Below are 17,592 nucleotides of genomic sequence, written 5' to 3' on the forward strand. Positions count from 1 at the left end.
TTACCGGACCGCACGACATGTCAGAACCCACCTTACTGAACAACGAAATTCGCAACTGGCTGATGGACTGCGGCCTGTTCAATCAGCTGCTGCCGGCGGAGTTCGCCGCGGCCTCGGGCTATTTCAGCCTCAGCACCATTGCCCAAGGCGAAGAAATCTTCCACGAGGGCGATGCCGGCAGCTTCATGTGCATCATCCATACCGGCCAGGTGGCGGTGCAGAAGACCACCAGCGACGGCCAGCAGGTGACCATCGCGACGCTGCGCAGCGGTCGCTCGTTCGGCGAAATGGCCGTACTCGACGGCGAACGCCGTTCGGCCAGTTGCGTGGCCGCGAGCAACTGCCAGTTGCTCAACCTGGGCAAGGATTCGCTGGAAAAGATGCTCAATGAGGCTCCGAAAATCGCTGCCAAAATCATCCGTGCCCTCGCCGTCTCACTCTCCAAACGCTTGCGCATGGCCGACGGGCAACTGCTGGCGCAACAGGTTTAACCGCCGGGCGGCTTGACCTTCGGCGGGTTCTGCTCGATCCCCGGCACCGGCTGGTCCTTGGTTGGGGGGCTCGGCATCTCGATCGGCACCAAGGGTGGGCCGCTACTGCCTGGACCCACTTTAGGCTGGGGTGCAGGACTGATCTGCGGATACGGCGTGGGCGTTGCGGTGCCTGGCGAACCGGGCATTGGCGCGGGACTGATCGGCGTTGTCTGCAGTTGCTGGGCCTGCACTGCAGTTATCGAGAGCGCGGTCAGGGCAATGGCCGTTAGAATGGTGCGCTTCATCAATGGCTCCGTTGGCCTTGTGGTCTTTTGCAGGCTACTCCCAACTGCGCCCTTTTGCCTTCCCCTGTGCTGCCATTTTCCTCAAGTGAGCCTCATGAAACGTTTTGTTCTACTCGATACCGCCCCTATTCCCGAGAACGGTGGGGCCCTGTGCCTGTTCGAGTATGGCGAGGATTTCGTCATCAAGATCCAGGGCGGTGACGGCGGACAACTGATGAATACGCGCATGCACGGCTCCGAGGATGCCTTGGCCGAGATCCCCTGCCGCAAGGTCGCGGGACGGCCGAACTCGCGGGTATTGATCGGTGGCCTGGGCATGGGCTTCACCCTCGCCTCGGCGCTCAAGCACCTGGGCAAGTCCGCTGAAGTGGTGGTCGCCGAACTGGTGCCCGGCGTCGTAGAGTGGAACCGTGGGCCGCTGGGCGAAAAAGCCGGCAACCCCCTGCAAGACCCGCGCACCGTGATCCGCCTGGAAGACGTGGCCAAGGTCCTGCAGGCAGAGCCGCAAGGTTTCGACGCAATCATGCTCGATGTCGACAACGGCCCCGAAGGCCTGACCCAGCGGGCCAACAGCTGGCTCTACTCCGCCGGCGGCCTGAGCGCCTGCGCCAAGGCCCTGCGACCAAAAGGCGTGCTGGCGGTCTGGTCGGCCAGCGCAGACCGGCAGTTTTCCGACAAACTGAAAAAAGCCGGTTTCAAGGCCGAGGAAGTGCAGGTCTTCGCCCACGGCAACAAGGGCACCCGCCACACCATCTGGATTGCCGAGAAGCTCAAGGGCTGAGCTAAACTGCGCTTATACCGTCATTAGTCATTCAACAAAGGTGAACCCATGAGTTCGTCCACCCCGACCAACACCTCGAAGCTGGACCGCATCCTGGCCGACAACCAGCGCGACAAGGAAATGGGCTACCGCGACAAGGCCCTGAAGATGTACCCGCACGTGTGCGGCCGCTGCGCCCGTGAATTCTCCGGCAAGCGCCTGAGCGAGCTGACCGTGCACCACCGCGACCACAACCACGACAACAACCCCCAGGACGGTTCGAACTGGGAATTGCTGTGCCTGTACTGCCACGATAACGAACACTCGCGTTATACCGACCAGCAGTATTTCGGCGAAGGCTCGCTGAGCACGCCGAAGATCGCCAAGGCGACGCACAACCCGTTTGCGGCGTTGGCAGGGTTGATGAAGAAGGACGACTGAATCTTCAGCGCCTAGACTGGCCCCTTCGCGAGCAGGCTCGCTCCCACATTGGATCTCTGTTGCACGGGAGATCCCCTGTGGGAGCGAGCCTGCTCGCGAAAGCGATTGCCCAGGCACCGCCAATCTGTGACCTGACCGCTGCCACCCAATCCCCGTATAATCGCGCTTTTTTCCAAAGGCACCCCGCTCGTGGCAGATAAACGGTACAGCTGCATAGGTTTGTATAACCCCAAATCACCGGAGAATGTCGGTTCGGTGATGCGCGCCGCTGGCTGTTATGGCGTGGCATCGGTGTTCTACACCGGCAAGCGTTATGAACGCGCCGCCGACTTCGTTACCGATACCAAGCGCGTCCACTACGATATTCCGCTGATCGGCATCGACGACCTGAAGAAAATCCTGCCCCTCAACTGTGTTCCCGTTGCCGTGGAACTGGTCGATGGCGCCCGCCCGTTGCCGGAGTACACTCACCCGGACCGTGCGCTGTACATCTTCGGCCCGGAGGACGGCTCGCTGGATAAAGAGATCCGTGACTGGTGCGAAGACGTGGTCTACATCCCGACCACCGGCTGCATGAACCTGGCCGCCACGGTCAACGTCGTGCTCTACGACCGCATGGCCAAGGGCCTCAACACCCGTTCGGGGCCAAAATTCCGCTGAAGCGGCGCACATCCGATGGAACAAGTGGCCTGCACCAGCAGTCAGCTTATCTATCCATAACTCAAGCCTGGAGTCAGATCATGAGCGAACTCAAACGCGTAGAGCGCATCGAATCCACCCCATTCCAGACCCCCTCCGAACAGAATGTGCATGGCTGGGAACGCATCGGCTCACTGGCTGGCGGCGTGGTCATGGTCGGCAAGGGTTTGCGTCGCGGCGGCCTGTTCGGCTTGATTCAAGTGGCGATCGGCGGCGTGGCCCTGGCCCGTGGCATCACCGGCCACAGCTCGGCTAAAAGCCTGCTGGAAAAAAGCCGACAGGACATGAATAACGTGCGGGCGAAAATTCAGCGCGCAGGTGAAGAGTTGAATCGGTTGAAAGCCAATGCCGAGGCGGCGACCAAAACCGCGACCGTTACCGGCAATGATTCCCTGAAGTCGCCTAAAACCGGGGTTTGATCCGGAGTTTGCGCCAGGGCTTATGGCCTCATCGCCAGCAGGCTGGCTCCCACAGTGATCTTCGCTATCACACGACAAAGAAGCCCCCTGTGGGAGCTAGCCTGCTGGCGAGGGCGGTATTACCGAAGCAACCCGCTATCCAATACCTTGGAAGACTCCCCAAGCACGCTCTCACTGAGCTGTACGAATTGCTTGGTATCAATGCTCCCCAGGTGCATCGCCCCGCGCAGCACATCATCCAGCGAGCGCTTGTTGCGTGTCTTCAGGCGAATCTCGCGATCCAGTTCCTGTAGCAACACCACCGCCTTCGCGACCTGCGCAGGGTTGATCTGCTCGCCCCGCAAACTGGTGACTTTCTGGCTTTCCTTGACCAGCTTCCCGTGCAGATCCTCATAACGCTCATCGCTCATGCCGCCGGCCCGGCGCACCAGTTCGATGGCGTAGTACTCGGCGAAACCTTCACTGATCCAGTCGCTGCGCTGCTGATCGTTGATCCGCCCGAACACCTGGGCCAACTCTCGAACCAACGGGCTCCTGCCATTTTCACCGACCAGCGGCAGGCGGCTATTCAGATAAATCGATTCGTGCGCCGACAGGCTGCCACGCCACATGGGATCGTTGGCGCCGACAATCAGCAACTTGGTCGGGTGACGAGGAAACACGGCCTGCACCTGGGGCCAGACAAACGTCAGCAGCGTCAGCACATCCATGCGCCGCATGCCTTGCCCGCGCGGCGAGGCGACGGTGACTTCGGTTTCGCCCAAGCGCGTTCGTCGACTGCCCAGGTGCCCGGCGAGCATCCAGCCCGTGGGTCGGTCGAACAGCCGGGAAACGTTATCGATACGAAATTTATGCTTGCCGATGCGCGGCCAGGCGGTTTCGACGCTTTGCCAACCATTGGGCAACTCGAATTCAAGGCGTGAAACCAACTCGGTGCCGTCCTGCTGATCGAGCCTGGCCGGCGGCACCAGATCGTCACCACGCATCAACGCCCAGGTCGGGGTCATGCGCGTGTCGAAACTGCCGTTCTTGCGCCCGTGACTGATCTTCACCCGATAGGTCAGACTGGCCTTCTCGGCCGTCGGGCGCCATACCCCGCGGGCCGCCTTGCCTGCGGTCAGCTGCCATTGGCCGTCGGCCTTGAAATCGCTGTATTGGCTGCCGTCGCCGAGGTCGAAATCCAGGCTGCGCACCGCCGCGCCCTGGGCCAGGGTCAGGCGCACCTCAGCCTGGTCGCTTTGCGGCAACAGGCGCACGTGGTAATCCAGATCGACTTTCTTCGCCGCCCACACGGGCAAGCTCAGGGCGCACAACCCAATGACCAGCGCCTGCCGCCATCCCACAGCCATACACACTCCTTGGTGGAACCTTGACCTGCGCTGCGCTTTAACCTGCGCGGAAAATCAGATGGTCTTCCCAGTCCTCTTCCGCCACGCTGCCTTCGGCGAGCATGCGCCCGGACTGGGAAATACGTTCGTGGTGCACCGCATCGCGATCACCGCACACCAGGTGATGCCACAGCGGCAGGTCCTTGCCCTCGCTGACCAGGCGATAGCCGCAGGTCGGTGGCAACCATTTGAACTCGTCGGCCTTGCCCGGTGTGAGCTGGATGCAGTCCGGCACCGAGGCGCGACGGTTGGGGTAGTCGCTGCACTGGCAGGTTTTCAGGTCCAGCAGTTTGCAGGCAATGCGTGTGTAATAGACGCTGTTGTCGTCTTCGTCCTCGAGCTTTTGCAGGCAGCACAGGCCACAGCCGTCGCACAGCGATTCCCATTCCTGCTGATCGAGTTGATCGAGGGTTTTTCGTATCCAGAACGGTTCTACTTTGGCGGCCATGGTTCGAGCATCGACATCAGGTGGTGAAAAGGCCGCCAGTCTAGTGCCCGCAGCCCCGCGGGCCAAGCATTGGCGACTGCCGGTAGAACGGGCTTGTCAGTTATTGCGTCGCCAAGTAGGGTTTTGCGTCGCTCCCACTTTCAAACGTAGCAAGGAATCTCTTGATGAGTGCAAATCCCCGTATTGCCGAATACGCCATTCACCCTCAGTTCACCGATCGCTGGTCGCCCCGTGCCTTCACCGGCGAAAGCATTCCTGAAGAGACCCTGCTGAGCTTCTTCGAAGCCGCGCGTTGGGCGCCGTCGGCCTACAACTCGCAGCCTTGGCGGTTTCTCTATGCGCGTCGCGATACGCCGAACTGGGAGCGTTACCTGGGCCTGCTGAACGAATTCAATCGCAGCTGGGCGCAACACGCCTCGGCACTGGTGATCGTGATCTCGAAAACCACCTTCACCGCGCCTGGCGCCAGTGAAGAAACCCCGGCGCTGTGGCACACCTTCGACACCGGTTCCGCCTGGGGCCACCTGGCGCTGCAAGCCAGCATCAGCGGCTGGCACACCCACGGCATGGCCGGTTTCGATCAGGAGCTGACCCGCAAGGAGCTGAACATTCCTGAGGGCTATGCCCTGCATGCGGCCGTGGCCGTGGGTAAATTGGGGGATAAAGCAACGCTGGCGGACTACCTGCAAGCCCGTGAGGAGCCGAGCCCGCGGCGTCCGTTGAACGAGTTGGCGGCTGAAGGCGACTTCACCCTCTAAACCACAACGCATATCTACTGTAGGAGCCGAGCTTGCTCGCGATAGCGGTGTCACAGTCAACGATGATGTTGAATGTGATGGCCTCTTCGCGAGCAAGCTCGGCTCCTACAGGTTTAGCGTCAACTCAGTATCCGCGATTGAAATCCACTTCCCCGCGCAATGCCTCTCCCGCCTGATACGCCCGCAGGTTCTCGATAAACAGATCCACCATCAGCGAAGGCGAGGTCGGTGCCGAGCTGTGGCCCGTCAGCAGCAGGCCAAAAGCCGTCCAGAATGGATGACGTTGTGGCAGCGGCTCCTGGCGACAGACGTCGATCACGGCGCCCACCAGATGCCCTTCCTTCAAGGCTTCCACCAGATCCGCATCCACCACCGCAACACCGCGCCCGACGTTGATGAACAACCCGGTCGGCTTGAACTGCTTGAACAACGCCGCGTTGTAAATATCGTGGGTGTTCGGGGTATTTGGCAGCAGATTGACCACGTAATCCACTTCACCGACCAAGCGCGGCAGATCCGCCAGCGAACCGACTTCGATGAAGGGTGACTGCTCACGGGCCTCACTGGCGATGCCATACAGCTGGACACCAAAAGGCACGAGGAACTGCGCCACCGTCTGCCCGATATCACCGGTGCCGACGATCAAGACCTTGCGCCCCGCCAGGCTCTGGCCGTGACGACTGTCCCATTTGCGCTCGACCTGGCTGACCAGCCGCGCCAGCACTTCACGTTCGTGGCCGAGCATGTAGGTAAGCACGTATTCAGCCATGACCTGACCGAAAATGCCCACCGCGCGGGTCAGGCGATAGTGCCTGGGCAAGCCATCGGCCAGCAGCGGCGTGATCCCCGCCCAGGTCGATTGCAGCCATTGCGGCTGATGGCCCTGACGCAGCAGGGTCGCCAGCAAGTCGGGTTGGCCGAGCCAGACCGGGCAATCGGCGGCCAGACGAGCCAGTTCGGCGGAATCGCCGCTGGTCAGGACTTCCACCTCAGGCGCCGCCTCTTGCAACAGTCGGGCGTACACCGGGTGATCGTGTTCAGCAATCAGGACGCGCATGCTTCAAACCTTTCGAAAAACAGTGCGGACGGCCGCCGACAGAGCCCTGCTCCGTCGCTGCAGCCATCGCCAAAATCATTCAAGTGTCCATCGAGGCTTCGAACAAAGCCTGTCTGTCGATCACATGGGATCGTTGCGTCGCAACAATTCTTCCGGCAAGTGTTCGATGTATTCCTCTTCCGCTGGCGGCATTTGCAGGTGATAACCCTGCTTTTCGAGGTTTTCAAGAACCACGGCAATGTCCTCGCGCGACAGCTTGCGCTCGGGGCTCAATACCAGGTCGAACGCGTGGATAGCTTTGCCGAAGGCGGCCATCAGGGGTTCCGGTACACGCTCCAGGGCATCGCTCTTGAGCACATAGAGGTACATCTCGTTTTTCTTCGAACTGCGGTAGATGGAGCAAATACGTTTCAAGGCTGTTCTCCGGCGGTGGCCAGGCTGTCGAGCAGCGCCTGGCCCATCAATTCGCGGCGCCAGCCACGCAATGAATCAGGCAATTGGTAGGGACCATTGGGGAAGCCGCTCTTGAGCAAGGCTTCCAGGGTTTTCTTGCGCAGCATCACCTCAGGCGCGATGTTCAGGCGCTCGGCCTCGGCCTGGCCGATGGCCTTGAGCCGCTTGAGCAGCGCGGCGGCGTCCACCGGCAACGGCTCAGGCACGGCGGGCGGCCATTGCTCGGGCGACACACTGCCAGAGCGCTTGATCAGATCAAGCAGAAACTCACCGTCCTGACGCACGGTGCGCGGGTGCATGTCTTCGATTTTCGCCAATGCGCCGAGGTTGTCCGGCTGCGTGCGCGCCAGCGGCCACAGCGAATGCTCGCGGATGATGCGGTTACGCGGCAGGTCACGGGCACGCGCCTCTTGCTCGCGCCAGGCGCAGAGTTCACGCAACACGGCGAGTTGCGCGCGGGACAGCTTCCAGGCCAGCTTGGCGTCGCGATAGACCTCGTACGGGTCGATTTCACGGCGCAGGTTGGCCACCAGCTCCGCTCCGTCTTCCAGGACCCAGGCGTATTTGTCGTCCGAGAGTTGCGGGCGCAACTTGACGAAGACTTCCGCCAGGTGCACGGCGTCTTCGGCGGCGTAGCTGATCTGGGTTTCGGACAGCGGACGTTGCAGCCAGTCGGAACGGGTTTCGCCCTTGGGCAGGTCGATGCCCAGCACTTCCTGCACCAGCCGCGAATAGCCCATGGAGAAGCCCAGGTTCAGGTAAGCGGCGGCCAGTTGCGTGTCGAACAGCGGTGCCGGCAGGCTACCGGTCAGGCGCAGCAGGACTTCGAGGTCTTCGCTGCACGCATGGACAACCTTGATCACGGCCGGATTTTCCAGCAACGCGGCCAGGGGCTGCCAGTTGTCGATGGTCAGAGGATCGATCAGGTAGGCACGTTCGCCATCGCCGACCTGCAGCAGGCCTGCGATCGGGTAGAAGGTGTCGACCCGCATGAATTCGGTGTCGAGGGCAACGAACGGCAGTTGCTGCCACTCGGTGCAAAACCGACCGAGGCTATCGTTGTCGCGAATCCAGTGAATATCGATGGCCACACGGCTCTCCCTTGAAGAATGGCGCGCAGTATATATCGCCCTCGACGATTTCCGCGCATCCACTGAACAAGAGCTTTAGCGAAAATGCCTGCCTGATGGCAAGAATAGTCCGACAAACACGATCTAATCGACCTTACCCAGCACGTAAACCCGCCTCGGTGCGCAGCCGGGCAGAAAGTCCTGATGGCCGATCACGCGCAATCCTGCCTGTTTGAATTCAGCTTCTACCTGGACCTTGCTGATCAGCGGTTGAGTGGCAGGCCCCTGCCCGTCGGTGCGCCTACGCTTGAAACGACCACCGATGCGCACCGCCACAATCACCGTATCTCGGCTGACCCGGCAAAACTCGCCCAACATCGCTAAACGAAGCTCGGGGCTGGCAATGTACTGAAACAGCTGCATGCAAAAAATGCAGTCAACCGCATTTTCCGACAAGCCAATGTTGAAGGCTGAGCTTTGAAAGGTCCTGACTCGCTGCATCAGGCAATGCGAATGGTGGCTTGGGGCATGTTCAAGGATCCCCTGGGACGGATCCATCGCCAGGATCACCCGGTTCGCCCGCTCGCCCAGCACCGACCAGAAGCGCCCGACGCCGCAAGCCACATCGAGAATCAAGCCCGGCTCGCCAGCGACCTTGAGCGCCCGGCGCACCAGTTGCTCGTCACGCCAGAACGCCAGCCGCTCTCCCAGGTCCTGCGCTTGCGGCTGCAGGCAGACGAGGGCGTGCTCCTGGTCATACTGCCGGGCGAACTCAAGCTCGATGGCGGAGGGGGATTGGGCTGACATGGGCTATGGCTCTTGGCGAAGACTGGCCGACCGCAGGCCGTTGCGTGAATGAACGTCGCAGCACTCAATCTTTGGCCAATACGCCATCGATCGCCGCTCTACGGCACCCGGCAAACATATCCAGGTCCTGGTTATAAACCTTGCTGTCGACCTCCAGCAGCCCCAGCATCGAATGGAACAGGTTGTCCTGGCTCAAGGGTTTTTCACGACTCAGTTGCAGGCAATGGGTGTCTACCGAGAACGACTTCTGATAGCTGTCGGAGAACCATGCCAGCATCGCCACGTGTTTCTGTTGATCCGGTGCCAGCATGTAAGGCGTGCCATGGAGGAACAGGTTGTATTCGCCCAGGGATTCGCCGTGGTCCGACAGATAAAGCATCGCGGTATCAACCTTGTCCTGGTTGCTGCGCAACAGATCGATCAAGGTCGACAGCACATGGTCGGTGTACACCAGCGTATTGTCGTAGCCGTTGATGATGCTTTCGCGGCTGCAGTTGTTCAGTGCATTGCTCTTGCAGACCGGGGTAAAGCGCTCGAATTCCTTCGGGTAGCGCTTGTAGTACTCCGGACCGTGACTGCCCATCTGATGCAATACCAGTACCGTGTCTTTATCCAGGGTATCGATGAAGTGTTGCAGGCCTTGCAGCAGGATTTCATCGCGACATTCACTGTTGGCGCACAGCACCGGGTCTTTCAGGTTGCTGAGGTCGTCAAGAGTGACGCGATCGCAGGTCCCCTTGCAGCCAGACTGGTTGTCACGCCAGATCACATCGAGGCCCGCACGCTTGAGCACATCCAGCAGGCCTTCTTCGTTCTTGGCCTTGCTCGCGTTGTAATCCTTGCGCCCCATGTTGGAGAACATGCAGGGCACCGACACGGCTGTTTCAGTGCCGCAAGACTTGACGTCGGTGAACGCGATCAGCCCGGCTTCCTTTTCCAGTTTCGGCGTGGTGTCGCGGTTGTAGCCCAGAACGCCGAAGTTCTCTGCCCGGGCACTTTCACCCACCACCAGAACCGTCAGGGACTTGCGACCATGGGTTTGCCAGGCGGAATCGCGCTGGGCATCTTCACCAACTTTGACAAAGGGCTGGCGCGCTAACGCGATCTGCTCACGCAAGTAACCGGCGGAGGCACCTATGTAGTTGCTCGGCACCACCATCAAGCGCAGTTCGTGGTGATTGCGAAACAGCGAAGAAAGGCCTTGATAGTTGATCAGCGCGACACCACCAATGACCGCCGCCGAGGCAAACGTCACGAGAACCTTGCTTAATAACTCTCGATGCCAGCGGCGATATTCAACCGGCGTTTTCCACAATAACCAGGACGGAAGTACACCGAGGAAAACAATATAAGCAAGCAACTTTAACGACAGTAAGTCCCGTACTTCCGTGGCATTGGTTTGCGCGAAGTTTCGCAACATGCCAACGTCAATCAGGACGCCATATTGGCTCATGAAATAAGCGACACCCGCGCTGATCATGAACAGCAGGGTCAGCACCGGCTTCAGCACCGGGCGGAACGCCAGCAAGATCAGGATAATGTTGAACGCCGCGAGAATCATCGCCCCAAATGCCACGCGCATGACGATGCCTTTACCGTCAGACGAGGTAATATCGAAGAGGTGTTGCCACAAGACGAAATTGCAGGCAGTCAATAAAAAGGCGCTGGCAATCAGTGTCACCCACTCCGGGCGCACGGCTTTAATCTTCAACATGGTGATCGGCTATTCCTGAATAGAAGTGCCTTGGACAAGTGTGAAAATTTCATTTATCAAGACAGCACTAACTCTAGGCAGCCAACCATCAATTTTTCGTGAAAAAGAAGCCAACGATTAGTGGCCCCACCGGCACTTGATGAAACTTTTAGGTTATTTGAGAATGGTTCAGCCCTGGTTCAGCAAAATCACTCACCGCAGCATTATTTAATTTCCCGATACTGCCCGTGACTTTCTGATTTGCCGGCTGCGAACCCATCGCGCCTAATCGGCCCCTGACTTATCAAGGTCCGATCATGGAAAACATTCGCGTTACCTCCCGCCCTGCCCTGTGGCTGATGTTCAGCATCATGCTGGTCGCCCTTAACCTGCGGCCTTCCATGGCTGCGGTCGGTCCCTTGCTGTCGGCGATTCGTGGCGATATCCCGCTGAGTTTCAGCCTCGCCTCGCTGCTGACCCTGCTGCCGGTCATGACCATGGGGCTGGCAATGTTCTTTGGGCTGGCGATCAGTCAACGCCTCGGCGAGCGCCGCACAGTCGTGCTGTCGCTGCTGGTCATCGGCCTGGCGACTGCATCGCGGTTGCTCCTCGATTCGGCGCTGGAACTGATCCTTAGTGCCATGCTGGCCGGCATCGGTATCGCACTGATCCAGGCACTGATGCCGACGCTGATCAAAGCCCGCTTCAGCGACAACGTGGCCCTGTGCATGGGGCTCTACGTCACGTCGATCATGGGTGGCGCCGCCATTGCCGCCTCTTTCGCCCCACTGGTGATGGTCCATACAGGCAGTTGGCGCCTGGGCCTGGCCATCTGGGCGGTGCTGGCCGCGCTCGCGCTGCTGTTCTGGTGCGGTCAACGGGTGGGGGCACCGACACCGGGATCAACCAGCCACCGCTCGTTCTTCAGTCACCCCCGCGCCTGGCTGCTCGCGGTGTTTTTCGGCCTGGGCACGGCGTCCTATACCTGCGTGCTGGCCTGGATGGCGCCGTACTACGTGGAAAAGGGCTGGAGCGAACAGGACGCCGGGTTGTTGCTGGGCTTCCTCACCGCGATGGAGGTGTTGTCCGGCCTGCTGGTTCCAGCCATTGCCAACGGCAGCCGCGATCGGCGCCTGGTGCTGGTGGTGTTGCTGGCGCTGATCATGATTGGTTTTTGCGGGTTGATTCTCAGCCCGGATAACTTCGGCCTCCTGTGGCCATGCCTCCTGGGACTTGGAATCGGCGGGCTGTTCCCAATGAGCCTGATCGTGTCGCTGGATCATCTGGACGAGCCCCGGCAAGCGGGTGGGCTCACGGCGTTTGTGCAAGGCATCGGCTATCTGATTGCGGGGGTCTCGCCGCTGGTGGCCGGGATGATCCGCGATCAACTCGGCAGTTTCGAATGGGCCTGGTGGTCGCTCACGGGGGTCGTAGCCCTGATGATCCTGATGGCCTTGCGCTTCGATCCACGCCATTACGCCAGGCACATGCGGTGACTCCGAACGCCTACCAGACATTCTCCTGTTGCCGTCATTGAGCTAGGATCAGTCGCTCAAGTTTGCACATGAGCCAGAAAGGATGCTGAACAGCAACGTGCTACGAAAGCTCGACATGCAGGACTTGATGGTGTTCGTCGCCGTGTATGAGCACAACAGCGTCTCCGGCGTTTCCGAGACGCTGTGCGTCAGCCAGTCCACCGTGAGTTACTGCCTGAAAAAACTGCGTGCAGGGTTTGAGGACGAATTGTTCATCAACACCCGCACCGGGATGCGCCCCACTTACAAGGCCGACAGCATGTACCCCCACGTGCTGAAGATCCTCGACAGCATCAACCTGTGTCACGCCAGTGCGTCGGCATTCGATCCCACCCTGCAACCCACGGTTTTCAACCTCTGCGCACCGGAATACTTCGAGCAGCTGGTTCTACCGCGCCTGCTCAAGCGCTTCGCGCTCGCCGAGCTTGCTGTGGTGGTCAATGTGCATAAACTCGAGACTGACATCCCGGCCCAGGCGCTGCGTGAGGGCAGCCTGGATCTGGCGATTGGTTTTGGCCCCGACTTTCATCGAAGCCACGCTGACTGCCATGTACGCACGCTGCTGGAAGACGATTTCGTCTGCGTCCTCGACAAACGCAGCGCTTCGTCGCAACCACGCCTGAGCCTGCAAACCTTCATCGAGCGCCGACACGTGTTCCCGACCCCCTGGACCTCCACCAGCAACATGGTCGACGGCTGGTTGGCCCAGCAAAACCGCCAACGGCAGATCGTCGCGCGGGCCAACAGCTACGGCGCGGCCCTGAAGATGATCGGCGGCACCGACTTCCTCCTCACCCTGCCCCGGCGCATCCAGCAATTGCTGGCCGACGAGACCGCCTTCGAGCGTTGCGAAGCACCCAATGGCTTGCCGGGTTTCACCCTCGACATGCAATGGAGCCAGGGCGCCGATCAGGACAGCGCCAACATCTGGCTACGCGAGCAGGTGATCGAGGCCTGCGCGGAACTGGACACGGCCTGAAACTCAGACGCCGACGGTAGTCTTGGCATAGGACTCGCGATCAATGTCGAGAATCTCCACGCACAACTGCACCTCCACCCCCGTCGGCCATTCACACAGATCCTTGAGCACGGCCAGCAGACTGTCGGACAGCTGCTTCTTGATCTCCGCAGAGCGACCGCTCAGCACGGCCAGTTTCACATGCACGAACGCCCGCTCGGCCAATGCCGTGCCGACCCTGAACGTCTGGACCTTCACCGCGCGACTCTTGATGTCGAGTTCGGCACCGAACTGACCGGAGCCCACCAGCGTATTGTTCAGGCGCATCAACGCCACATCGGCGTTCAGGTCAGGCAGGTTGGCGGTATATTCCAGGTGCAGGTGAGGCATGGCGTAACTCCCTTAGGTCGGTGGAAAAGTTCATAGGTATAACACGGCGCTGCCTTGCTCACTGGGGCAGCGACAACAGATTGCGCTCGCCCATGAAGGCTTCGAGCCGTGAGCGCAGCCAGCGCTCGGCGGGGTCGCTGTCGACGTGGCTGAGCCAGACCATGGACAGCTCCAGGGTCGGTGTCTTGAACGGAAACGGCTCCTTGAACAACTGGCCGGACGCCGCCATGGCCTCTGCCGTGTAATCCGGCAGGCTGGCCAGCAGATCGGTCCCGGCGAGCAAGGCCGGCAACGAACTGTATTGCGGCACCGAGAGCACCACCTGGCGCGTGCGGCCGATTGCCGACAGCCACTCGTCCGCGAAGCCACTGACGTTGGCAATATGGGATACCAGCACATGAGGGCGCGAGCAGTACTCATCGAGCGTCAACGGTGTATCACTGGCATCGGCGCGTAGAACGCTGGGCTGGATGTGCCGCAACAACTTGCGTTTGGCGTTGGCCGGCAGACCGCGGGTCTGGCTGACTCCGACCGTGATGTCTCCTGACGCCAGCAAGTCGGGAATGCGCCAGTAATCGACATTCTGCACCACGAATACCACCTTCGGCGCTTCCTGGCGCAACGCCCGCAGCAATGGCGGCAACAGGCCGTACTCGACATCGTCGGACATCCCGATGCGAAAGGTCATGGTGCTGCTGCTCGGGTCGAAATCATGGGTCAGGCTCAACGCCACCGACAACGAATCCAGCGCCGGCGACAAATGCCGAAAGATCTCTTCAGCCCGCGCCGTCGGCTCCATGCGATGCCCGACGCGGATGAACAACGGATCGTTGAACATGGTACGCAAGCGGTTGAGTGCCGAACTGATGGTCGGCTGACCAAGAAACAGCTTCTTCGCCACCTTGGTGACGTTGCGTTCGAGCATCAGCGTTTCAAACACCACCATCAGGTTGATGTCGGCCTTGCGTAGTTCGTTGCGATTCATCCATTGACCCCGCGCTCAAAAACTATCGACAGTTTAGGGAGGTGTAACAAGCGGTGTCTACGCGACTTAGCGAATGCCGCGAGAGATCCTGGTTTAATGCCAACAGGTTCACACGCGGATTTTTATTTCGCCTCCGATTTGGCCCAGCCTCTCAAGGCAGCTTCTGTGCTGACATCGAGGATTTCCTGGACAGACACTTTATTGTTAGCGCCTTTGGCCAATTCAACTTCTGACGCAGTATTCCATACCGTGCCCGCCACCATTGTATTCAGGACCGTAATAATATTTAGTGAAAGACACTTTGCCCTCGGGCGTTGTAACAAGTTGCGCAACACCGACCCCATAATCCTTCAACGCCGGATCAGTATGCGCAAAAGACACCGCCAGCGAATCGGACGTAGCGGCCGCGAACCCGACATACCTGGAGTTGTCCTCCATCGTCAGTACAAAGGCATAGGCCCCGAACTTCCCGACACTTTGCTCTGCATTGAGCTTCATTTCGACGACACCTTTATAATCACCCGCATGACTGTCCTTGCCGACACATTCATAGCGCCCGCTATAATCCGTACCGGTAAAGGACGCCGGCGCCTGGGCAGCCCAGGCTGGCGCGGAAATGAATACCATGGCAGCGGTAATGCTCCGGAGCATATTGACCTCTCTTGGACTTGCAGGAATTAGTATCAGATATTCTGTAGGAATATTCTTCAGATTAGCGTGCAACAATTACCTGATTGCTCACTAGCCATCAATTATGAATATCACGCTCACAGATTACTTGAGAGTTTTGAAACAAGGTCTTTCGCAAGAACAACAAACATGCGCACATTGCAAGCAACGAAGTCAAACATCCCGACACAATCCAGCGGATGATAAAGAAGCTCGGTTATTCCAGAATATCCCTGCGTCATCCAACCCGGATGATAGAAGCACACGTACTTATTTAAATTATCGCAAGGAAGCAATAAATGACCATGGACTTGAAACAACACCTGGACACCGCCAATCAATACATCGGCCGGCCATACACCGAGGAACTTCGCGAAGAACTCGCCAACAAGACCGGCCTGGCGGTACGACCGAGGGGCAACGGGTTCATCTTGACCAAGGACTACAACCCCGCACGGATCAACCTGCTGGTCGAGAACGAAATCATCACCCACGCCACCATGGGTAACTGATTCGCCCTGCGTACCCGCGCAGCTAAAATCCCTGACAGTTTTTTGCACAAACAAAAAAGCCCCGTAACTTTTCAGCTACGGGGCTTTTTCTATGTAATGGCGGAGAGATAGGGATTCGAACCCTAGGTACCGGTGAAGGTACAACGGATTTCGAATCCGTCCCATTCGGCCACTCTGGCATCTCTCCAACGGCGCGCATCATATCAACACTTTTGCCGAAAGCAAACCCTCTTTAGCAAATTTTTTCTGTGCTATCAGATGCTTGCGTCGATTAAAGCGGTACGCCCAGACGGTTGGCGACTTCTTCGTAGGCTTCGATGACGTCACCGAGGCCCTGGCGGAAGCGGTCCTTGTCCATTTTCTTCTTGGTCGCCTTGTCCCACAGGCGGCAGCCGTCCGGGCTGAATTCGTCGCCCAGGACGATGGAGCCGTCGTGGAACACGCCGAATTCCAGTTTGAAGTCGACGAGCAGCAGGCCGGCGTCGTCGAACAGTTTGCTCAGGACTTCGTTGACCTTGAGCGACAGCTCCTTCATGCGCGCCAGTTGCTCGGCAGTGCCCCAACCGAACGCCACGACGTGGGATTCGTTGATGAACGGGTCGCCCTTGGCGTCGTCTTTCAGGAACAGTTCGAAGGTGTAAGGGTTGAGCTTCATGCCTTCTTCGACGCCCAGGCGCTTGACCAGGCTGCCGGCGGCGTAGTTACGCACGACGCACTCGACCGGGATCATGTCGAGCTTCTTCACCAGGCACTCGTTGTCACCCAGCAGTTTGTCGAACTGGGTCGGCACGCCGGCGGCTTCGAGTTTCTGCATGATGAAGGCGTTGAACTTGTTGTTCACCATGCCTTTGCGGTCCAGCTGTTCGATGCGCTTGCCGTCGAACGCCGAAGTGTCGTTGCGAAACAGCAGGATCAAGCGGTTAGCGTCGTCGGTCTTGTAAACCGATTTGGCTTTGCCGCGGTAGAGTTCTTCACGTTTTTCCATGATGGGCTCCGCTTGCTAAGTAGGTGGGCTAGGCGATGTGACGCCAGTCGAGCCCTGAATCTTGATCGGCCAGTTGCAGCCAGTCCGGGTCGCACCCAAGGGTGTCGACAAAACATTGCCGGGCCAGCCGCGGCAGGTTGTTCTTGCTGCTCAGATGGGCCAGGACCAGGTGTTGCAGGTCTTTCCAGCCCAACTCGGACACCAGGAATGCCGCCTGATGGTTGTTCAAATGTCCCAGCTCACCGCCCACCCGTTGCTTGAGAAAGTACGGGTAATGACCGCGGGCCAGCATGTCCCGGCAATGGTTGGCCTCGATCATCAATGCATCGAGGTCGCGGTAGCCTTCCAGCACCTTGTCGCAATATGAGCCCAGGTCGGTCAACAGGCCGAAGCGCCGCTCACCGTCACTGAACACGTATTGCGTCGGCTCCTGCGCATCGTGGGCCACGGCAATGACACCAATGCTCAAGCTGCCGATCTGCAGTTGTTCGCCACCGGCCAGGAAGCCCGCGGGCTCGACCGGCTTGCGCATCCCGCGCAGGGTGCCGCGACTGAGGTAGACAGGCAGATTGTAGCGCCGAGACAGCAAACCCACGCCATGCACGTGGTCGGCATGTTCGTGGGTCACGAGTATCGCGCTCAACTGCGCAGGGTCTACACCCAGGCGCAGCAAGCGTTTTTCGGTTTCCCGCAGGGAGAAACCACAATCCACCAGCACATACGTATCAGCGCTGGCTATCAGCGTGCCATTCCCTTGGCTACCGCTGCCGAGAACGGCAAAACGCAT

The 17,592-nt window shown here is 59.4% G+C and carries 22 protein-coding genes and 1 tRNA gene; 9 read left to right on the forward strand and 14 right to left on the reverse strand.

Annotation, left to right across the window (positions count from 1 at the left end; all coding sequences use genetic code 11):
- The first annotated feature begins 17 nt into the window (after window positions 1-17).
- On the forward strand, window positions 18-491 hold the full coding sequence (locus NQL71_RS07255) for a cyclic nucleotide-binding domain-containing protein (protein ID WP_077184161.1): 474 nt from the start codon (window positions 18-20) through the stop codon (window positions 489-491).
- Here the strand turns inward: NQL71_RS07255 and NQL71_RS07260 are convergent.
- Complete coding sequence (locus NQL71_RS07260) at window positions 488-778, reverse strand: hypothetical protein (protein WP_046816780.1); 291 nt, start codon at window positions 776-778, stop codon at window positions 488-490. The two genes, NQL71_RS07255 and NQL71_RS07260, sit on opposite strands and share 4 nt — an antisense overlap.
- A 94-nt stretch (window positions 779-872) precedes the next feature.
- On the opposite strand from NQL71_RS07260, the gene NQL71_RS07265 reads away from it, so the two are divergent.
- The 4 genes from NQL71_RS07265 (at window position 873) to NQL71_RS07280 (ending at window position 3,097) form a co-directional block, all read left to right on the forward strand.
- On the forward strand, window positions 873-1,559 hold the full coding sequence (locus tag NQL71_RS07265; RefSeq protein WP_046816779.1) for a spermidine synthase: 687 nt from the start codon (window positions 873-875) through the stop codon (window positions 1,557-1,559).
- 48 nt (window positions 1,560-1,607) lie between these two features.
- Window positions 1,608-1,979, forward strand: a complete 372-nt coding sequence (locus tag NQL71_RS07270; protein ID WP_008034789.1) for a YajD family HNH nuclease — start codon at window positions 1,608-1,610, stop codon at window positions 1,977-1,979.
- A 189-nt stretch (window positions 1,980-2,168) separates the two neighbouring features.
- Window positions 2,169-2,639 carry an RNA methyltransferase gene (locus NQL71_RS07275; protein WP_046816778.1) on the forward strand — a complete coding sequence of 157 codons (471 nt, stop codon included), beginning with the start codon at window positions 2,169-2,171 and terminating at the stop codon, window positions 2,637-2,639.
- A gap of 80 nt (window positions 2,640-2,719) precedes the next feature.
- Entirely contained in the window at window positions 2,720-3,097 is a 378-nt protein-coding gene (locus NQL71_RS07280) for a YgaP family membrane protein (protein ID WP_046816777.1), read from the forward strand.
- 119 nt (window positions 3,098-3,216) lie between these two features.
- Here the strand turns inward: NQL71_RS07280 and NQL71_RS07285 are convergent, their stop codons facing one another.
- Window positions 3,217-4,446: a hypothetical protein gene (locus NQL71_RS07285; RefSeq protein WP_274642470.1), complete on the reverse strand. Its 1,230-nt coding sequence runs from the start codon at window positions 4,444-4,446 to the stop codon at window positions 3,217-3,219.
- A gap of 37 nt (window positions 4,447-4,483) precedes the next feature.
- Window positions 4,484-4,933 carry a YcgN family cysteine cluster protein gene (locus tag NQL71_RS07290; RefSeq protein ID WP_020797823.1) on the reverse strand — a complete coding sequence of 150 codons (450 nt, stop codon included), beginning with the start codon at window positions 4,931-4,933 and terminating at the stop codon, window positions 4,484-4,486.
- 164 nt (window positions 4,934-5,097) lie between these two features.
- On the opposite strand from NQL71_RS07290, the gene NQL71_RS07295 reads away from it, so the two are divergent.
- On the forward strand, window positions 5,098-5,691 hold the full coding sequence (locus tag NQL71_RS07295) for a nitroreductase family protein (protein WP_077184167.1): 594 nt from the start codon (window positions 5,098-5,100) through the stop codon (window positions 5,689-5,691).
- A 124-nt stretch (window positions 5,692-5,815) separates the two neighbouring features.
- Here the strand turns inward: NQL71_RS07295 and NQL71_RS07300 are convergent, their stop codons facing one another.
- The 5 genes from NQL71_RS07300 to NQL71_RS07320 form a co-directional block, all read right to left on the reverse strand.
- Window positions 5,816-6,748 carry a D-2-hydroxyacid dehydrogenase gene (locus NQL71_RS07300; protein ID WP_248686126.1) on the reverse strand — a complete coding sequence of 311 codons (933 nt, stop codon included), beginning with the start codon at window positions 6,746-6,748 and terminating at the stop codon, window positions 5,816-5,818.
- 120 nt (window positions 6,749-6,868) lie between these two features.
- Complete coding sequence (locus NQL71_RS07305) at window positions 6,869-7,162, reverse strand: YcgL domain-containing protein (protein WP_046816773.1); 294 nt, start codon at window positions 7,160-7,162, stop codon at window positions 6,869-6,871.
- Window positions 7,159-8,292: a ribonuclease D gene (gene rnd / locus NQL71_RS07310; RefSeq protein ID WP_046816772.1), complete on the reverse strand. Its 1,134-nt coding sequence runs from the start codon at window positions 8,290-8,292 to the stop codon at window positions 7,159-7,161. The genes NQL71_RS07305 and rnd overlap by 4 nt, the downstream gene beginning before the upstream one ends.
- 123 nt (window positions 8,293-8,415) lie before the next feature.
- Entirely contained in the window at window positions 8,416-9,078 is a 663-nt protein-coding gene (locus tag NQL71_RS07315; protein WP_274642471.1) for a class I SAM-dependent methyltransferase, read from the reverse strand.
- Window positions 9,079-9,142: 64 nt separating this feature from the next.
- Window positions 9,143-10,792 (reverse strand): phosphoethanolamine transferase, encoded by a 1,650-nt coding sequence (locus NQL71_RS07320; protein WP_274642472.1) that lies wholly within the window; start codon window positions 10,790-10,792, stop codon window positions 9,143-9,145.
- A gap of 296 nt (window positions 10,793-11,088) precedes the next feature.
- Between NQL71_RS07320 and NQL71_RS07325 the strand changes: the two genes are divergently transcribed.
- Together NQL71_RS07325 and NQL71_RS07330 are read left to right on the forward strand one after the other, a co-directional pair.
- A complete protein-coding gene (locus NQL71_RS07325; protein ID WP_274642473.1) occupies window positions 11,089-12,267 on the forward strand; it encodes a cyanate transporter in 1,179 nt (392 codons plus the stop codon).
- Window positions 12,268-12,349: 82 nt separating this feature from the next.
- Window positions 12,350-13,285 (forward strand): LysR family transcriptional regulator, encoded by a 936-nt coding sequence (locus tag NQL71_RS07330; RefSeq protein WP_274642474.1) that lies wholly within the window; start codon window positions 12,350-12,352, stop codon window positions 13,283-13,285.
- 3 nt (window positions 13,286-13,288) lie between these two features.
- Here NQL71_RS07330 and NQL71_RS07335 read toward each other — a convergent pair whose 3' ends face one another.
- The 3 genes from NQL71_RS07335 to NQL71_RS07345 all read right to left on the reverse strand — a co-directional run bounded on the left by NQL71_RS07335 (window position 13,289) and on the right by NQL71_RS07345 (window position 15,362).
- The gene (locus NQL71_RS07335; protein ID WP_274642475.1) at window positions 13,289-13,654 is read right to left on the reverse strand and encodes a 5-carboxymethyl-2-hydroxymuconate Delta-isomerase; all 366 of its coding nucleotides are present in this window, start codon (window positions 13,652-13,654) and stop codon (window positions 13,289-13,291) included.
- A gap of 58 nt (window positions 13,655-13,712) precedes the next feature.
- Entirely contained in the window at window positions 13,713-14,639 is a 927-nt protein-coding gene (locus tag NQL71_RS07340) for a LysR family transcriptional regulator (protein ID WP_046816766.1), read from the reverse strand.
- A 222-nt stretch (window positions 14,640-14,861) separates the two neighbouring features.
- Window positions 14,862-15,362 carry a hypothetical protein gene (locus NQL71_RS07345; RefSeq protein WP_274642476.1) on the reverse strand — a complete coding sequence of 167 codons (501 nt, stop codon included), beginning with the start codon at window positions 15,360-15,362 and terminating at the stop codon, window positions 14,862-14,864.
- A gap of 245 nt (window positions 15,363-15,607) precedes the next feature.
- Between NQL71_RS07345 and NQL71_RS07350 the strand changes: the two genes are divergently transcribed.
- Window positions 15,608-15,820 (forward strand): hypothetical protein, encoded by a 213-nt coding sequence (locus NQL71_RS07350; RefSeq protein ID WP_046816764.1) that lies wholly within the window; start codon window positions 15,608-15,610, stop codon window positions 15,818-15,820.
- 97 nt (window positions 15,821-15,917) lie between these two features.
- Here NQL71_RS07350 and NQL71_RS07355 read toward each other — a convergent pair.
- The 3 genes from NQL71_RS07355 to NQL71_RS07365 all read right to left on the reverse strand — a co-directional run bounded on the left by NQL71_RS07355 (window position 15,918) and on the right by NQL71_RS07365 (window position 17,592).
- Window positions 15,918-16,007, reverse strand: a tRNA-Ser gene (locus NQL71_RS07355).
- Window positions 16,008-16,091: 84 nt separating this feature from the next.
- Window positions 16,092-16,805, reverse strand: a complete 714-nt coding sequence (gene purC, locus NQL71_RS07360; RefSeq protein WP_046816763.1) for a phosphoribosylaminoimidazolesuccinocarboxamide synthase — start codon at window positions 16,803-16,805, stop codon at window positions 16,092-16,094.
- A gap of 28 nt (window positions 16,806-16,833) precedes the next feature.
- Window positions 16,834-17,592, reverse strand: coding sequence for an MBL fold metallo-hydrolase (locus tag NQL71_RS07365; RefSeq protein WP_077184183.1), 759 nt, complete (start codon window positions 17,590-17,592; stop codon window positions 16,834-16,836).

Source organism: Pseudomonas serbica, from assembly GCF_028823535.1.
GTDB lineage: Bacteria > Pseudomonadota > Gammaproteobacteria > Pseudomonadales > Pseudomonadaceae > Aquipseudomonas > Aquipseudomonas serbica.

Excerpts from the sequence above, each read along its gene's own strand:
- NQL71_RS07255 (WP_077184161.1), top strand. The coding sequence starts at position 18 with ATGTCAGAACCCACCTTACTGAACAACGAAATTCGCAACTGGCTGATG.
- NQL71_RS07260 (WP_046816780.1), bottom strand. The coding sequence starts at position 778 with ATGAAGCGCACCATTCTAACGGCCATTGCCCTGACCGCGCTCTCGATA.
- NQL71_RS07265 (WP_046816779.1), top strand. The coding sequence starts at position 873 with ATGAAACGTTTTGTTCTACTCGATACCGCCCCTATTCCCGAGAACGGT.
- NQL71_RS07270 (WP_008034789.1), top strand. The coding sequence starts at position 1,608 with ATGAGTTCGTCCACCCCGACCAACACCTCGAAGCTGGACCGCATCCTG.
- NQL71_RS07280 (WP_046816777.1), top strand. The coding sequence starts at position 2,720 with ATGAGCGAACTCAAACGCGTAGAGCGCATCGAATCCACCCCATTCCAG.
- NQL71_RS07285 (WP_274642470.1), bottom strand. The coding sequence starts at position 4,446 with ATGGCTGTGGGATGGCGGCAGGCGCTGGTCATTGGGTTGTGCGCCCTG.
- NQL71_RS07290 (WP_020797823.1), bottom strand. The coding sequence starts at position 4,933 with ATGGCCGCCAAAGTAGAACCGTTCTGGATACGAAAAACCCTCGATCAA.
- NQL71_RS07295 (WP_077184167.1), top strand. The coding sequence starts at position 5,098 with ATGAGTGCAAATCCCCGTATTGCCGAATACGCCATTCACCCTCAGTTC.
- NQL71_RS07300 (WP_248686126.1), bottom strand. The coding sequence starts at position 6,748 with ATGCGCGTCCTGATTGCTGAACACGATCACCCGGTGTACGCCCGACTG.
- NQL71_RS07315 (WP_274642471.1), bottom strand. The coding sequence starts at position 9,078 with ATGTCAGCCCAATCCCCCTCCGCCATCGAGCTTGAGTTCGCCCGGCAG.
- NQL71_RS07320 (WP_274642472.1), bottom strand. The coding sequence starts at position 10,792 with ATGTTGAAGATTAAAGCCGTGCGCCCGGAGTGGGTGACACTGATTGCC.
- NQL71_RS07325 (WP_274642473.1), top strand. The coding sequence starts at position 11,089 with ATGGAAAACATTCGCGTTACCTCCCGCCCTGCCCTGTGGCTGATGTTC.
- NQL71_RS07330 (WP_274642474.1), top strand. The coding sequence starts at position 12,350 with ATGCTGAACAGCAACGTGCTACGAAAGCTCGACATGCAGGACTTGATG.
- NQL71_RS07335 (WP_274642475.1), bottom strand. The coding sequence starts at position 13,654 with ATGCCTCACCTGCACCTGGAATATACCGCCAACCTGCCTGACCTGAAC.
- NQL71_RS07340 (WP_046816766.1), bottom strand. The coding sequence starts at position 14,639 with ATGAATCGCAACGAACTACGCAAGGCCGACATCAACCTGATGGTGGTG.
- NQL71_RS07350 (WP_046816764.1), top strand. The coding sequence starts at position 15,608 with ATGACCATGGACTTGAAACAACACCTGGACACCGCCAATCAATACATC.
- purC (WP_046816763.1), bottom strand. The coding sequence starts at position 16,805 with ATGGAAAAACGTGAAGAACTCTACCGCGGCAAAGCCAAATCGGTTTAC.
- NQL71_RS07365 (WP_077184183.1), bottom strand. The coding sequence starts at position 17,592 with ATGCGTTTTGCCGTTCTCGGCAGCGGTAGCCAAGGGAATGGCACGCTG.